This window comes from Pseudomonas massiliensis, assembly GCF_000826105.1.
GTDB lineage: Bacteria > Pseudomonadota > Gammaproteobacteria > Pseudomonadales > Pseudomonadaceae > Aquipseudomonas > Aquipseudomonas massiliensis.
Genome location: NZ_CCYK01000007.1, coordinates 245,590 through 259,850 on the forward strand (window position 1 = coordinate 245,590; position 14,261 = coordinate 259,850).

At 62.1% G+C, this 14,261-nt stretch carries 13 protein-coding genes, 1 tRNA gene and 2 pseudogenes; 6 read left to right on the forward strand and 10 right to left on the reverse strand.

What is annotated here, in order from left to right:
* Positions 1 to 1,695, reverse strand: a complete 1,695-nt coding sequence (pilB, locus tag BN1188_RS11950) for a type IV-A pilus assembly ATPase PilB (protein ID WP_040261705.1) — start codon at positions 1,693 to 1,695, stop codon at positions 1 to 3.
* A 224-nt stretch (positions 1,696 to 1,919) separates the two neighbouring features.
* Between pilB and BN1188_RS11955 the strand changes: the two genes are divergently transcribed.
* From BN1188_RS11955 to BN1188_RS11970, 4 genes are all read left to right on the forward strand, one after another.
* Positions 1,920 to 2,345, forward strand: coding sequence for a pilin (locus BN1188_RS11955; protein WP_040261706.1), 426 nt, complete (start codon positions 1,920 to 1,922; stop codon positions 2,343 to 2,345).
* Positions 2,346 to 2,487: 142 nt separating this feature from the next.
* Positions 2,488 to 2,916 (forward strand): pilin, encoded by a 429-nt coding sequence (locus BN1188_RS11960; RefSeq protein WP_040261707.1) that lies wholly within the window; start codon positions 2,488 to 2,490, stop codon positions 2,914 to 2,916.
* Positions 2,917 to 2,939: 23 nt separating this feature from the next.
* Positions 2,940 to 3,362 carry a pilin gene (locus BN1188_RS11965; RefSeq protein ID WP_084596318.1) on the forward strand — a complete coding sequence of 141 codons (423 nt, stop codon included), beginning with the start codon at positions 2,940 to 2,942 and terminating at the stop codon, positions 3,360 to 3,362.
* Positions 3,363 to 3,426: 64 nt separating this feature from the next.
* Positions 3,427 to 3,502 (forward strand) — tRNA-Thr (locus BN1188_RS11970).
* 192 nt (positions 3,503 to 3,694) lie between these two features.
* Here BN1188_RS11970 and BN1188_RS11975 read toward each other — a convergent pair.
* From BN1188_RS11975 to BN1188_RS22320, 7 genes and pseudogenes are all read right to left on the reverse strand, one after another.
* A complete protein-coding gene (locus tag BN1188_RS11975; RefSeq protein WP_084596209.1) occupies positions 3,695 to 3,985 on the reverse strand; it encodes a type II toxin-antitoxin system RelE/ParE family toxin in 291 nt (96 codons plus the stop codon).
* Complete coding sequence (locus tag BN1188_RS11980) at positions 3,948 to 4,211, reverse strand: CopG family ribbon-helix-helix protein (RefSeq protein ID WP_084596210.1); 264 nt, start codon at positions 4,209 to 4,211, stop codon at positions 3,948 to 3,950. The genes BN1188_RS11975 and BN1188_RS11980 overlap by 38 nt, the downstream gene beginning before the upstream one ends.
* Before the next feature lie 136 nt (positions 4,212 to 4,347).
* A complete protein-coding gene (locus BN1188_RS11985) occupies positions 4,348 to 5,637 on the reverse strand; it encodes an arsenic transporter (RefSeq protein ID WP_040261708.1) in 1,290 nt (429 codons plus the stop codon).
* A 117-nt stretch (positions 5,638 to 5,754) separates the two neighbouring features.
* Positions 5,755 to 6,618 (reverse strand): methyl-accepting chemotaxis protein, encoded by an 864-nt coding sequence (locus BN1188_RS22305; RefSeq protein WP_408633620.1) that lies wholly within the window; start codon positions 6,616 to 6,618, stop codon positions 5,755 to 5,757.
* Positions 6,610 to 7,296: pseudogene (locus BN1188_RS22310) on the reverse strand (HAMP domain-containing protein); the annotation flags it as partial. The gene BN1188_RS22305 and the pseudogene BN1188_RS22310, both read right to left, overlap by 9 nt.
* 232 nt (positions 7,297 to 7,528) lie before the next feature.
* Complete coding sequence (locus BN1188_RS22315) at positions 7,529 to 8,296, reverse strand: methyl-accepting chemotaxis protein (protein ID WP_408633621.1); 768 nt, start codon at positions 8,294 to 8,296, stop codon at positions 7,529 to 7,531.
* A gap of 117 nt (positions 8,297 to 8,413) precedes the next feature.
* Positions 8,414 to 9,154 (reverse strand): annotated as a pseudogene (locus tag BN1188_RS22320) (methyl-accepting chemotaxis protein); the annotation flags it as partial.
* 239 nt (positions 9,155 to 9,393) lie between these two features.
* Here BN1188_RS22320 and BN1188_RS12000 point away from each other — a divergent pair.
* Positions 9,394 to 10,170 (forward strand): EAL domain-containing protein, encoded by a 777-nt coding sequence (locus tag BN1188_RS12000; protein ID WP_040261711.1) that lies wholly within the window; start codon positions 9,394 to 9,396, stop codon positions 10,168 to 10,170.
* Between the two features lie 14 nt (positions 10,171 to 10,184).
* Here BN1188_RS12000 and BN1188_RS12005 read toward each other — a convergent pair whose 3' ends face one another.
* Together BN1188_RS12005 and nadC are read right to left on the reverse strand one after the other, a co-directional pair.
* Positions 10,185 to 10,730, reverse strand: a complete 546-nt coding sequence (locus tag BN1188_RS12005) for a cupin domain-containing protein (RefSeq protein ID WP_040261712.1) — start codon at positions 10,728 to 10,730, stop codon at positions 10,185 to 10,187.
* 41 nt (positions 10,731 to 10,771) lie between these two features.
* The gene (gene nadC / locus BN1188_RS12010; protein ID WP_040261713.1) at positions 10,772 to 11,620 is read right to left on the reverse strand and encodes a carboxylating nicotinate-nucleotide diphosphorylase; all 849 of its coding nucleotides are present in this window, start codon (positions 11,618 to 11,620) and stop codon (positions 10,772 to 10,774) included.
* 354 nt (positions 11,621 to 11,974) lie between these two features.
* Here nadC and BN1188_RS12015 point away from each other — a divergent pair, with 354 nt between their 5' ends.
* The gene (locus BN1188_RS12015; RefSeq protein ID WP_040261714.1) at positions 11,975 to 14,209 is read left to right on the forward strand and encodes a DUF1631 domain-containing protein; all 2,235 of its coding nucleotides are present in this window, start codon (positions 11,975 to 11,977) and stop codon (positions 14,207 to 14,209) included.
* The last annotated feature ends 52 nt before the right edge of the window (positions 14,210 to 14,261 follow it).

Consider the following 14,261-nt stretch of genomic DNA (forward strand, 5'->3'; position numbering starts at 1 on the left):
TTAGTCCTTGGTCACCCGGTTGACTTCCTCGAGGCTGGTCACCCCTTGCATGACCTTCGCCAGGCCCGACTGACGCAGGTCCGCGAAGCCTTCCTGGCGCATTTGCGCGGCGATGTCGATGGAGTTGGCCGCCTCCATGATCAAGCGTTGCAGGGCAGGGGTGTTCTTCACCACCTCATAGATGCCTTGGCGGCCCCGGTAGCCATTGTTGCATTGATCGCAGCCCTTGGGCTCGTACACCTTGAAGGTGCCGATGCTTTCCGGCGGGAAGCCTTCCTCGATGAGCGCGTCCCGAGGGATGTCCGCTTCCTGCTTACAGTTGGGGCACAGCTTGCGCGCCAGCCGCTGGGCGATGATCAGGTTTACCGAGGTGGCGATGTTGAAGCCCGCCACGCCCATGTTCTGCAAGCGCGTAAGGGTTTCCGCCGCGCTGTTGGTGTGCAGGGTAGAAAGCACCAGGTGGCCGGTTTGCGCGGCCTTGATGGCGATTTCCGCCGTTTCCAGGTCGCGGATTTCCCCCACCATGATCACGTCCGGGTCCTGACGCAGGAACGAGCGTAGGGCGGAAGCGAAATCCAGGCCCTGGCGCGGGTTCACGTTGACCTGGTTGATGCCTTCCATGTTGATTTCCACCGGGTCTTCGGCGGTGGAAATGTTGATGTCCACGGTATTGAGGATGTTCAAGCCGGTGTAGAGCGACACCGTCTTGCCCGAGCCGGTGGGCCCGGTGACCAGGATCATCCCCTGGGGCTGGCCCAGGGCTTCCAGGTACAGCTGCTTCTGGTTTTCCTCATAGCCCAGGGCGTCGATGCCCAGTTGGGCGCTGGTCGGGTCCAGGATCCGCATCACGATCTTCTCGCCCCAGAGCGTGGGCAGGGTGTTCACCCGGAAGTCGATGGCCTTGCTCTTGGAAATGCGCATCTTGATACGCCCGTCCTGAGGCTTGCGCCGCTCGGAAATATCCAGGCTGGCCATCACCTTCAGGCGCGCGGCGATACGCCCGGCCAGGCTGATGGGCGGGCGGGCCACTTCGCGCAGCATGCCGTCGGTACGGAAGCGCACCCGGTAGGCACGCTCATAGGGCTCGAAGTGAAGGTCCGACGAGCCGCTGCGAATGGCGTCGAGCAGCATCTTGTTGACGAAGCGCACCACCGGGGCGTCGTCCGCATCCTGTCCCGGCGCGTCATCCCGGCCGTCATCCACGGCCTCCACGTCCAGGCCGTCCAGGTCAACATCGGCAAGGTCTTCCAGGCCGGTGGTGCTTTCGAAGAAGCGCTCGATGGCATCGCTGAGCTTGTCGTCTTCCACCAGGATGGCTTCGACGTTCATGCCGGTGTTGAACTGGATGTCCGTGATGGCCTGCTGGTTGGTCGGGTCCGACAGGGCGATGAACAGCTTGTTGCTGCGCCGCCACAAGGGCAGAGCGCGGTGCTGGCGAATCAGGCGCTCGTTGACCACCCCCTGGGGGAAGGCTTCTTTATCCACGGTGCCGATATCCAGCACCGCCATGCCAAACTGATCCGCCGCCAGCTCGGCGATGTCGCGACCCTTCACCAGCTTGGTCTGCACCAGGTAGTGCACGAGCGGGATCTTGTTGCGTTGAGCCTGCTGGGACGCCTGCTGCGCGTTCTTTTCGTTCAACAGTTCCGCAGCGACCAACTGCTTGGCCAGGCCGGTGAGGGCAATGTCGTTCATGGGTAGCCAGACTCCTTCGGTCGCTCGTTTATAGCCTAGTCCACCCATGGGTGCCAAATGCTAGGGACAAGGTGACAAAAAACGTCAGTTTGCGCCACTGCGCGGTGATGGCTCAATCATGGCCAATAGGCCGGAGCGAGCGGTAGCATGGTACTCGAGGGTTTGGCATGGGGGTTGCTCTTTCCCTATCAGGCACAAGGCCTTCTCGCATTAGGAGAACGAGTATGAATAACCAGAAGGGTTTCACCCTGATCGAACTGATGATCGTGGTCGCGATCATCGGGATCTTGGCGGCGATTGCGATTCCGCAGTACTCCAAGTATCAGGCGCGGGCTAAGATTTCGGCTGCCATTGCTGAAACGTCAGCGTTGCGTACCGGGATGGAAGACAAGCTGAATAACGGCACTGACGTAGCCGCAGCCACCGATATTGGCGCTGCGAACGCTACGACCTCGAACTGTACCCTCACCGCTACGGGTACCGCTTCTAGCGGTGCTGCAACCATTGGCTGCACCATCCTGAACGCTCCCGCCCCTGCTCTTGGTAAGGTCGTAACCTGGACACGTACTGCAGCGAATGGTTGGAGCTGCGCCACCAACATGACCAGCACTGATCTGACCCTCGTTCCGAAAAGTTGCGGTGGTAGCTAATCCAGCATTGGCCTGGATTAAAGTCGGGCGTGAGATATCAGTCGCGAGGCTGCAGCGTATAAACGCCTGAGGCCTCGCGCTTCTTTGTGTCCTGATAAGGACATTGTAGCGATAAAACCAGTAATTTTGAGGAGTTCCGTACTTGCGTAACCAGAAAGGCTTCACACTGATTGAATTGATGATCGTTGTCGCGATCATTGGCATTCTCGCCGCAATCGCCATCCCGCAATATTCCAAGTACCAAGCTAAATCAAAAGTAGCCGCCGCGGTCGCCGAGACGGCTGCGCTCAAGACAGGGGTTGATACTTACCTCAATGAAGGGAAGAACGTCACCGCGGCGACCGAGGTAGGTGCGGCTGATACCTCCACGTCCAACTGCAGCGCGTTGAGCGCAAGCGGTACCGCCAGCTCGGGCGAAGCTACCATCACTTGCAAGATCGCCAACGCGCCAGCCCAGGTGCTGGACAAAACTGTCACTTGGACTCGGGATGCTTCCAACGGTTGGTCATGCACCACGGACTTGGCAAGCGAAAACACCAATCTTGCTCCTATGGGGTGTGGCGGTAGCTAAAGGCCAGGGTCGCGAGGTTTTCAGTGAAGAAAAACCAATCGGGTTTCTCGCTGATTGAGCTGATTATCGCCGTTGCGATCATTGGAATCCTCGCGGCCATTGCCTTATCGATTTATTCTCGTTATTTGGCTACGACCAAGACCACGGCGGCGAGGGCAGAGCTTGAGTGGTTGAAAACGAATTACGACAGCGCTCTCAGCGCAGGTAAAACCCAGCCAAGTCTTGCTGACCTTGATGTCCCGACCAGTTCGGCTCATTGCTTCCTTAGCCTTACGAAGAGCCAAGATGGTACAGCCTCTATCGCTTGCAACTTGATTAATCCGCCGTATTTGATCAATGGTGGCGTAGTGAGCATCATTCGAAGCGCTACCGGTGAATGGACTTGCAGAGTCAATTCCAGCATAGGCAATACCTACGCCCCTAGCGGCTGCACCGTAGGCAGTTGATTCCCAAAGCTTTCACCAAGGTTGCCTCGGTTGACGTCTGGTGGTAAGTTCAGCACCCGAACACGCCGGTGTAGCTCAGTCGGTAGAGCAGCGCACTCGTAACGCGAAGGTCGCAGGTTCGATTCCTGTCTCCGGCACCATCTCCCGCTTGGCCAATTCCCGTTAGGCCAAGCCTCGTCAAGTCATCCCTGTCGATCTTCGATTCTGCCGCTTGCCTCCAGCAGTGAACAAAGGCGCTATCGAACCACCGCTTGTCCCGAAAACGCACTTTGTGTGTACGCTCCGGCGCGCGCTTCGGTGATTCTCAGAAGGCAACGTGTTCGCTTAAACCCTCACCAATGCGCAGCGGATTCGGCGCGTTGATGAAGAATTCGGAATACTTCCACCCTGTCTTCTTTTACACGATAGGCGGCCAGAAAAGGGTAGTCGCTGAAGATGAGTTCTCGCGTATCTGGTACTCGCCCTGCACGTCCCACATGCGAAAAGGCACGGAGCATTTCTAGCGTTTCGATCATGTCCAGCAAGACAACTGCCGCGCGTTTTGCGCCTATCTTGAGCGAATAGTGCTCATGGATGGCTTCCAGATCACTTTCCGCTTTCGGTGTCAGATACAGCTTCGGCACGTGCTACCCACTTACGTTTGATGATCTCGAGATCTGTGAGATGTCCTGCTTCAGCTTCCGCGATCCCTTCTGCAATAGCTTTGACGTGCCACGATTCGTCTTCCAGATAACGGGCAACGGCTCTTTTCAAATGGTATTGGCGGTCTCGATCCGTCGCTGCGGCTAATGCATCGAGGCGGGAGACAAACTCCGGTTCGATTCGAAAAGACAACACAGAGGCTGCCATGCTTACCTCCCCAAACTCATGGTTGTATACGCTGTATACGGATGGCGTGAGTGTAGACAGTTCACAGATGAAGTTCAAACGCTTTGGCCGAGTAGCAGTCAACGCTGTCACCCGCTCAGGACAACGCCCCCCTGGCTCAGCCCACCAGGCCCAGCCGTAGAGCAAGCGCCGCCAAGGTCGCCAGCAGGATGGGCAGGGTCAGCAGGCTGCCTACCTTGAAGTAGTAGCCCCAGCCGATCCGGATGTTCTTCTGCGCCAGCACATGCAGCCAGAGCAGGGTGGCCAGGCTGCCGATGGGCGTGATCTTCGGGCCCAGGTCGCAGCCCACCACGTTGGCGTACACCATGGCCTGCCGGATCACGCCGCTGGCCTGGCTGTCCTGTATGGACAGCGCGCCTATCAGTACGCTGGGCAGGTTGTTCATCACCGAGGAGAGCAGGGCGGCGGTGATGCCGGTGCCGAAGGTGGCGGCCCATAGCCCGTGCTCGGCGAAGCGGTCGAGCAGCCCGGCCAGGGCGTCGGTCAGCCCGGCATTGCGCAGGCCATAGACCACCAGGTACATCCCCAGGGAAAACACCACGATCTGCCAAGGGGCGTGACGTAGCACCTTGCGGGTGGAAATGTGCCGGCCCCGACCGGCGATCACCAGCAGGATCACCGCGCACAGGGCCGCCACGGCACTGATGGGCACGCCCAAGGGTTCCAGGGCGAACAGCCCGACCAGCAGGAGCACCAGCACCCAGCAGCCGGCGATGAAGGTGGCGCGGTCGCGGATGGCGGCGCGGGGTTCGCCCAGGGCCGAGGGATCGAAGCGGGTGGGGATGTCCTTGCGGTAGAACAGCCACAGCACTAGCAGGGTGGCGGCTACGCTGACCAGGTTCACCGGCCACATCACCGAGGCGTAGGCGCCGAAGCCGAGGCCGAAGAAGTCCGCCGAAACAATGTTCACCAGGTTCGACACCACCATGGGCACGCTGGCGGTATCGGCGATGAAGCCCGCCGCCATCACGAACGCCAGGGTGGTGGCTGGGCCGAAGCCAAGGGCCAGCAGCATGGCGATCACGATGGGCGTCAGGATCAGCGCCGCGCCGTCGTTGGCGAATATCGCCGAAACCGCCGCCCCCAGCAGCATCATCAGGGCGAACAGCCGATGGCCACGGCCGCGGCCCCAGCGGGCCATATGCAAGGCGGCCCATTCGAAGAAGCCGGCCTCGTCCAGCAGCAGGCTGATGACGATGATGGCAATGAAGGTGGCAGTCGCGTTCCAGACCACATGCCACACCGCCGGCACATCATGCAGGCTGACCGCGCCGCTGAGCAGCGCCAGTACCGCGCCCCCGGCGGCGCTCCAGCCCACACCTAGGCCTTTCGGCTGCCAGATCACCAGGGTCAGGGTCAGCACGAAAATGCAGGCTGCGGTCAGCATCAAGAGGTATCCATCAGAGGGAAGGGGGCGCGGGACCCCGGGCGGGAGGATTCTACGCCAGGCGGCCGGTTCGCTGCAGTGACATGACTGCTGCGGTGGGGCCTGGCTTGGACGGCGCTAGACCCGGAAGCGCGCCACTGAAGCCTGCATGGCCGCGGCCGCCGCGTTGAGCAGTTCGGCCGTTTCCTGCAGCCCTTGCATGGCGCCGGTGTAGCTGCGCGAGCGTTCGGCGATGGCGGCCACCCGCTGGGCCATCTCATCGCTGGCGTGGGTTTGTTCGTTGATGGTGGTGGAGATGTCCTGCACCCGCTCGGCGGCATTGTGCGCCCCGGCACGTATTTCATTGATGGACACCCCGGCGCGCTCGGCCAGGGACACCCCTTCATCTACCCGTGTCACGCACGCCTGCATATTCCCGGCGGCGTCCTGGGCGCTGCCGCGCAGCCGCTCGATCATGGCGGTGATTTCCTGGGTGGAACGCGACGTGCGCGCCGCCAGCCCACGCACCTCATCGGCTACCACGGCGAAACCGCGCCCGGCTTCACCAGCCCGCGCCGCTTCGATGGCCGCGTTGAGCGCCAGCAGGTTGGTTTGCTCGGCAATGCTCTTGATGACCTGGATGATGGAGTGGATTTCTTCTGAAGACGCGTCCAGGGACGCGATGCTCGTAGCCGACTGTCGCACCGCATCGGCGATGCGGGTCATGCTCTCCACTACGCCGAGGATCACCTGGCCGCCGCTGCTGGCCAGGTCCTCGGATTGCGCCGACAGGGCGCGGGCGGTGTCGGCATGGCCAGACACCTGGGTGATGTTGGCCATCATCTGGCCCATGCCAGTAGCGACGCTGGCGGCGTTGTGGGCCTGCTCATCGGCGCTGGCCACCACGTCCCCCGCCGTTTCGCCCAATTGCCGGGAAGCGCTTTGAAGCGCCTGGCTTTCATGGCGCACGGTGCTGATCATCTGGCGCAGGTTGGCTTGCATGTCGCTGATCGCCGCCACCAGTTCACCCATTTCATCGGCGCTGGCCCGCGGTTTGGGCGGCTGGCGCAGGTCCCCGCCGGCAATGGCGCGGGCCGAATCGACGATACCTTCCAGCGGCCGCAGTACGCCGCTCAGCATCTGTCGGCAGAGAAACCCCAGCGCCAGGAGGATGATCACCAGGCAGCCGGCCAGCCAGCGCGCCGCCGAGGCAAGGGTGTGGTCCTGTTGATCACGGGTTGCCGTGGCGTTGGCCTCGATCATGTCGCTCAGGGCCGCATTGTGGGTTTCCAGCGCCTCGAAGGCTTGGGTGAAGCCAGGGCGCAAGGCGTCGACCTTGCCAGGGGCGGAGAGCGCGGCTTCGATCAAGGCCCCGGCGCTCTGGGTGTAGGCCTGGGCCTGGCCGGGCAATTGCTGCAGCGGCTCGTGCAGTGCCGGAGGCAAGGGCGCGCGGGCGTTGGCCTGCACAGAGTCGCGAAGTGTTTGCGCGTGTTCCTTGAAAGACTCACGCGCCGCCTGGCCGCCCTGGCTGTCCGTGGTACCGGCCAGCAGCGCGGCCAGCACGTCGCCACGGATGGCGTCGTGCATCATGTCGGCCTGCAGGTGTTGGCGCAGGGCCTGTAGGCTGGTCTCGTTTTCGTCGAGCGCGCCCAGGATCTGCCGATAGCAGAAGGTTGCCATCAGGGCCAGCACCACCACGGACAACAGGCTGACAAGGCCAGACAGAATGATCTTGCTGCGTATCTTCACGCGGGAACTCCCGAGCCGACTGCTTGGAGGGAAGTCTAGCTTCCCTGAACCAAGCCGCCACAGGGCCTGCCCGCGCCCGATGCCAGCGTAGACAGTGAGGCCGGGCGGCCTCTCGGAGTGCGGCCTGAGCCCCGTTCCCTAGGCAATAGCTCGATTAAGGATTTCAGCCTCCCAGACGCGCGGTGAGCGCGCCGAGCTGGCCGGACAGCTCGTGCAGGCGGCCGCTGGCCTGTTCGGTACCGCGGACGCTTTCCTGGTTGGCCACCGCCACCGTCGTGATCTCGGTGAGGTTGCGAGAGATGTCCTCAGCGACCGCGGTCTGTTCCTCGGCCGCGGTAGCGATCTGCTGGTTCATCCCGCGAATGGCTTCGATGGCGCCGGTGATGTGGCGCAGCATGGTCCCGGTATGGGCGATCTTTTCCACGCTCTCGTCGCTGCGCTGCTTGCCATTCTCGATGGCTCGCGCCGCGTCCGTGGTGCCCAGTTGCACCGCATCAATGATCTGGTTGATCTCGCTGATAGACGCAGACGTGCGTTGGGCCAGGCTACGCACTTCGTCGGCCACCACGGCGAAGCCACGGCCGGCTTCGCCCGCGCGCGCCGCTTCGATGGCCGCGTTCAGGGCCAGCAGGTTGGTTTGCTCGGCGATGCCACGGATCACTTCCAGGACCTTGCCCACCCGGCCGCTGTCGCTTTCCAGCTTGCGGATCACCGAGGCGGTGGTTTCGATTTCGTTACGCATATGGTCGATGGCCGCGATGGTCACCTGCATCACCTGGTCCCCCTGCTGGGCTGACTGGTCCGCCTGCTCGGCGGCACGCGCCGCTTCCTGGGCGTGGCGCGCCACTTCCTGGGCGGTGGCGGACATTTCATGCATGGCCGTGGCCACCTGGTCGGTGCGGCTGAACTGGTCTTCGCTACCCTTGGCCATTTGCCGGGCGATCTGCGACAAGGCCGAGCTGGCGCCGTCCAGGTCCGCGGCGTTGCGCTTGAGGCGAGTGAAGGTTTCGTCGAGGAAGTCACGCAAGGTATTGGCCGCAACGGCCAGTTGGCCCAGTTCATCGTGGCGGTCGTTCTGCACGCGGTCCTTGAACTTGCCGTGGCTGAGGTCCGCTACATAGGCGATCAGGCGGGTCACCGGTGCCACCAGGCGATGGCTCACCAGCCACAGACTCAAGGCGGCCACCGCCAGGGCTGACAGCACCATGATCAACAGGCCAAGCCACATGGCTTCCTGGGCGCTGTCACTGATGGCGGCGGCCTGGGCCGTCGCGTCCTTACCGATGTCCTGAGCCAGTTGGCTCAGCTGCTCGGTCGTCTGCCGGTCGATGCCCTGCACGGCGCGGTCACCGGCCACAGGGTCGGCGCCCGCGGCCACGAAGGCATCGCGGCCCTTGGTGTAGGCCGCCAGCAAGGCCTGATGGCTTTCACGCAGCTGACGGGCGCGTTCCTTGAACTGAGCGGGCATTTCCGCCTTGGCCACCAGATCAGCCAAGAGGCCCTGCACAGCGCGATGACGGTCTTCGAATTGTCCCCAGTATTTGTTCAGGTCCGCGGGCTGCTTGCCGCGCAGCAGGACGTTCTTCCACTCCTGCACCTGTACCTTGAATTGCAGGTTGGTCTCTTCCACCAGTTGGGACGCATGGACAGGGCCATCGACCAGGGTGCGGTAGTCGCGTATGCCCTGGGCCAGGAACTGAAAGCAGCCCAGGGCGATCAGCAGGATGGCGAGCAGGCTGCCGCCAATTAAAAGCAGCATTTGGGCCTTCAGGGAGGTCTTCAGGGACATGGGATTCTCGAACGCGAAGTGGGCTGTAATGGTTGTCTTGGAGCTTCCCTGTTCCTCGCTTAGCAGATCGGCCAGGCGTGTCAGCTCTTTAGCGTAGACGCTACCGCCCGTCTGCAAGGGGCAAGAATCCGGCGCCGCGGCCGAAAGCTAGAAGCGGCTTCGAAGGTGCGAGATGGAGAGTACTCGCCAAGATGATGCCTAAATGACAGTATTGCCGCTTATGCCAGGGGAGAACTCAAATGCCAAGGCCCAACTTCGAACAGCCCTTCGTGCCGGTAGGGTGCGCGCAATGCCGTGCCTTGGAGAAGCTCGATTTTGACTTCACCATGGCCTTCCAGCCCATCGTCGATGTCCGCTCCGGCATTCCCTACGCTTACGAGGCGCTGGTGCGCGGAGTACAGGGGGAAGGCGCCCTGCAGATCCTGGACAAGGTCAATGCCGATAACCTCTATCGCTTCGACCAGGCCTGCCGGGTCAAGGCCATCGAGCTGGCCGCGAGTCTCGGGCTTGCGCAGATTCCTGACTGCAAGCTGAGCATCAACTTTTTTCCCAATGCCGTTTATCGCCCCGAAACGTGCATCCGCGCCACGATCGAGGCGTCGCGCCAGTTCGGCTTCCCCTTGAGCCGCCTGATGTTCGAAGTGATGGAAGGGGAGCGCGTCGAAGAACCTGAGCACCTCAAGGGTATCTTCGCCGAGTACGAACGCCATGGCTTCACCACGGCCATCGATGACTTTGGCTCCGGTTATTCGGGCCTGAACCTGTTGGCCGAATTCCAGCCCCAAGTCCTTAAGCTGGACATGGCGCTTACCCGCAATATCGACGCAGACCCTGTTCGCGAAGCCATTGTCTCGGGCATCATCCATGCCGCCGGACGGCTGGGCATCCAGATCATCGCTGAAGGCGTGGAGACCGAAGCGGAACGCGATGCCCTGCTCGAGCTGGGTATCCACCTGATGCAGGGATACCTGTTCGCCCGGCCAGAAGTCGGTTGCCTGCCTCTGTCCGGGCTCTGAACTCCAGGGTATGACTAGAAGTTCGCGGGCGTGTTGGCGCTGATGATTTCCGCCTCGTCCTGACCGATGTTCTTGAAACTGTGCGGCAGGGTGGTAGGGAAGTAATAGCCGTCGCCAGGTTGCAGGATGCTGACCTCGCCGTTGATGGTCAGCTCGATGGTGCCCCGGGTGACCAGGCCGCATTCTTCGCCTTCAGGATGCACGATAGGCTCACCGCTGTCCGCGCCGGGCGCATACAGCTCGCGCAGCATGCGCATCTCACGGTTCTTCACGGTCGCGCCCACCAGCAGCAGGCGCACGCCATGGCGGCCGAGGTCCGGCTGGCTGGCGGCGCGGAAGATATGCGGGTTTTCCACAGGCGTTTCATCGGCGGTGAAGAAGTCCGCCAGGGTCATGGGAATCCCTTCGAGCAGCTTCTTCAATGAGCTGACCGAAGGGCTGACGCGGTTCTGTTCGATCAGCGAAATCGTAGCGTTGGTCACGCCACTGCGCCTGGCCAGTTCTCGTTGAGAGAGCTGGTGGCGTTCACGCACCATTTTCAGTCGTGGCCCGATGTCCATAGCACCCTTATCGATGGGAAGAAAAACGCGGCCAATGCCGCTTACAGGCTCAGGCGCATCGACAGGTCGACCGCCTTCACATCTTTGGTGAGCGTACCGAGGGAGATGTAGTCCACTCCGGTTTCGGCAATCTGGCGCAGGGTAGTGTCGTTGATTCCACCGCTGGCTTCGAGCCTGGCCTTGCCGGCGGTGCGTCGCACGGCCTCGCGCATGTCCGCCAGGCTCAGCTCGTCGAGCATGATGATGTCCGCGCCGCCGGCCAGGGCCTGCTCCAGCTCATCGAGGTTTTCCACTTCCACCTCCACGGGTTTGCCAGGGGCCAGCGAGCGGGCGGTAGCGATTGCCTGGGCAATGCCGCCACAGGCCGCGATATGGTTTTCCTTGATCAGGAAGGCGTCGTACAGGCCGATCCGGTGGTTATGGCAACCCCCGCAGGTAATGGCATATTTCTGCGCCAGGCGCAGCCCCGGCAGGGTCTTGCGGGTATCGAGCAGGCGCACCTGGGTGTGGCTGACCAGGTCGGCGTAGGTCCGTGCCCGAGTGGCCACGCCGGAAAGCAACTGAAGGAAGTTCAATGCCGAGCGCTCGCCCGTGAGCAGCGAGCGTGCCGGGCCCTCCACCGTGAACAGGATCTGGTCGGGGCTGGCGCGGTCGCCATCCTGCACCTGCCAGTGCACCACTACGCGAGGGTCCAACTGGCGGAACACTGCATCCACCCAGGCCGTGCCGGCAATCACGCAGGCCTCGCGGGTAATGATGCGAGCCGTGGCCAGCCGTTCGGCGGGAATGAGCTGGGCGGTGATGTCGCCGCTGCCCACGTCTTCGAGCAGTGCACGGCGAACATTGGCTTCGATTTCCGCCGCCAGGTCAGCGATCCGTAGGTTCGGCATGGGGTACTCCGAGGCAAATTCGGGGCCGATTATAGGGGCAGAGCACCCGGCTGCGTACCCCACTTCAACAGCAGCAGGGAAAATGAGTTCCGGCGCAACTTTTCGACGGTGCAGCGGTCAATGGTCCATTGATGTGATCGTAAAAAAACAGCTCGCACAGCTTTCAACAGGGTTGAGATCTGGTTCACAACCTGGTGCGCCTTGTAATTGACGCCACTTGTTTGGCGAATCATGCTCAGCACAGATGACGTGGCCCTCAGCTTCTATCCAAGTGGCCATGTTCGACGAAGGCAGGGCTGAAACTTGGACGATCTCACTTACATAGTGCCCAACCTTCAACACCAGGAGCCAGCCATGCCCACAGACGGCAAAGTGGTGCCTCTCAAGGTACCTGCTGACCAGGCAGCTTCGGCCCCTTTGGCCCGATTGCCCGTGGTGTTGCTGCAGGTCCGTGATAAAGCCGCCCAGCAACTCAAGGACGGCCTGCAGGCGTTGTTCGACAACGCCGACGACACCCTGTTCGAGATGGCCGACAAGGCCTTGAACAACGTCGACCAGAACACCTTCTTCGAAGCCATGCGCGACCTTCGTTTAAAGCGCAAGAATATCGAGCGCGGCTTTCTGGAAAAATTCTATGAAGCGTTCGTGCGCATCGGCCAGTACGACCTGGGAGAGCCGAGTGCGTCGGCCGTGACCTACGACAAGCTGGCCCTGGTGCCGCACGATGAGCTCGAGCGTACGGTGGCTCTGGATGCCATGGTCGGGAAGGTCATGGCGCGTGATGGCCTGGCCCTGGGCCAGCTGACCACCCGGCTCAATACCCTGGTGCCACGCAAGCTGACCGACGACAGCAATCCGCTGGGTCCGGCCATGCTCTGTGAGTACTTCCTGCAGGCCGGGCGTAACCTGGGCGTGGAGATCAAGGTCAAGCTGATCATTCTCAAGCTCTTCGACAAGTACGTGCTCAGCGATACCGACCACCTGTACGCTGATGCCAACCAACTGTTGATCGCCACCGGCATCCTTCCCGAGCTCAAGGCGGCGCCGAGCCGCCGCGCCGAAGACCGCCCCGTTAACGCCCGAAAGCGGGTCGAGGCCACGACGGAAGCGCCGCCGGCGCGCGCTCAGAACGCGCAGGCACCGCTCCAGGCCCCCTTGGATGAAAGCGTGCGCGAGGTCTTCTCCGCGCTCCAGGAATTGCTCCACGCGGTTCGTGGCAGTGTCGCCCCGAAGGTGGAACATCCGGCCGAAGCACAGCCCATTTCCACCAACGACCTCCTGCGTCTGCTGTCCCACTTGCAACAGTACGTGCCCACCAACCCTTCCGCGCATGAAGACTATGACCTGCGCTACCAGCTCGAGCAGCTGCTGACACGGGTAAGCGTCAAGAGCGGCAAGTTCCGGGTAGTCGGTGGCGTGGACGAGGACGTCATCAACCTGGTGGCCATGCTGTTCGAGTTCATCCTGGGTGACCGTAACCTGCCGGATTCCCTCAAGGCGCTGATTGGCCGCCTGCAGATTCCAATGCTCAAGGTGGCGGTGCTGGACAAGAGCTTCTTCAGTCGCGGGGCGCATCCTGCCCGCCGTCTGCTGAACGAGATCGCCAGCGCTGCCATGGGCTGGAGCAGCCGCGACGAGTCCCAGCGCGATGCCTTGCACGCACGGATCGAGCAGATCGTGCAACGGCTCCTCAACGACTTCGTGGACGACCCCGCGCTGTTTTCCGAGCTGCTGGTGGACTTCCTTGCATTCACAGGTGAAGAGCGACGCCGGAGCGAACTGCTCGAGCAGCGCACCCGTGACGCTGAGGAGGGCCGTGCCCGGGCGGAAATGGCCCGTGCCCAGGTGCAGGCCGAGCTCAATCGCCGCCTGATGGGGCGTACCCTGCCGCAGGTGGTGGTGCGCTTGCTGGAAGAAGCCTGGAGCAAGTTCCTGCTGCTGACCTGGCTCAAGCACGGCAGTGATTCGCAAGAATGGAAAGCCGGGCTGGCGACCATGGACCAACTGATCTGGAGTGTTGTGCCTCATGACGACCCGCACAGCCGCCTGCGCCTACTGGAGCTGGTGCCGGGGTTGCTCAAGTCGCTGCGTGAGGGCTTGACCAGTTCGGCCTTCGACCCCTTCGCCACCAGTCAATTCTTCAGCCAGCTGGAAAGCCTGCATGTTCAGGCATTCCAGCGCGAGGCCCTGGGCGCGAACCTGCCGGGCCCGGCCAATGACCCTTCGCTGATCCAGGTGACGGATGAAATCGTCCTCGAGGGCAGCGAGCCTGCCACGCCGGTGGAACCCGCGGCGCGCCTGCCGGAAAATGACCCGGCTCTGCGGCAGGTGGATAACCTTCGCCCTGGGGTTTGGGTGGAGCTGCAGGAAGACGAAGACACCCGGCTGCGCTGCAAGCTGACCGCGATCATCGAAAGCACCGGCAAGTATGTGTTCGTGAACCGTACCGGCATGAAGGTGCTGGAGCGAACCCGCATGGGCCTGGCCGAAGAGTTCAAGCGCGGCACCATCCAGGTGCTTGACGACAACCTGCTGTTCGATCGCGCATTGGATGCGGTGGTCGGTAAGCTGCGGGAGCTTAAAAAGTAAGGCGCGTCTGCCTCGACGCTGCGCTGCTTCGCTGGAAAAGGCATACTGGGCG

Bases quoted from the DNA above. Each gene is read 5' to 3' on its own strand.
- pilB (WP_040261705.1), bottom strand. From the start codon at position 1,695: ATGAACGACATTGCCCTCACCGGCCTGGCCAAGCAGTTGGTCGCTGCG.
- BN1188_RS11955 (WP_040261706.1), top strand. From the start codon at position 1,920: ATGAATAACCAGAAGGGTTTCACCCTGATCGAACTGATGATCGTGGTC.
- BN1188_RS11980 (WP_084596210.1), bottom strand. From the start codon at position 4,211: ATGGCAGCCTCTGTGTTGTCTTTTCGAATCGAACCGGAGTTTGTCTCC.
- BN1188_RS11985 (WP_040261708.1), bottom strand. From the start codon at position 5,637: ATGCTGACCGCAGCCTGCATTTTCGTGCTGACCCTGACCCTGGTGATC.
- BN1188_RS22305 (WP_408633620.1), bottom strand. From the start codon at position 6,618: ATGCAAGCCAACCTGCGCCAGATGATCAGCACCGTGCGCCATGAAAGC.
- BN1188_RS22315 (WP_408633621.1), bottom strand. From the start codon at position 8,296: ATGGCCAAGGGTAGCGAAGACCAGTTCAGCCGCACCGACCAGGTGGCC.
- BN1188_RS12000 (WP_040261711.1), top strand. From the start codon at position 9,394: ATGCCAAGGCCCAACTTCGAACAGCCCTTCGTGCCGGTAGGGTGCGCG.
- BN1188_RS12005 (WP_040261712.1), bottom strand. From the start codon at position 10,730: ATGGACATCGGGCCACGACTGAAAATGGTGCGTGAACGCCACCAGCTC.
- nadC (WP_040261713.1), bottom strand. From the start codon at position 11,620: ATGCCGAACCTACGGATCGCTGACCTGGCGGCGGAAATCGAAGCCAAT.
- BN1188_RS12015 (WP_040261714.1), top strand. From the start codon at position 11,975: ATGCCCACAGACGGCAAAGTGGTGCCTCTCAAGGTACCTGCTGACCAG.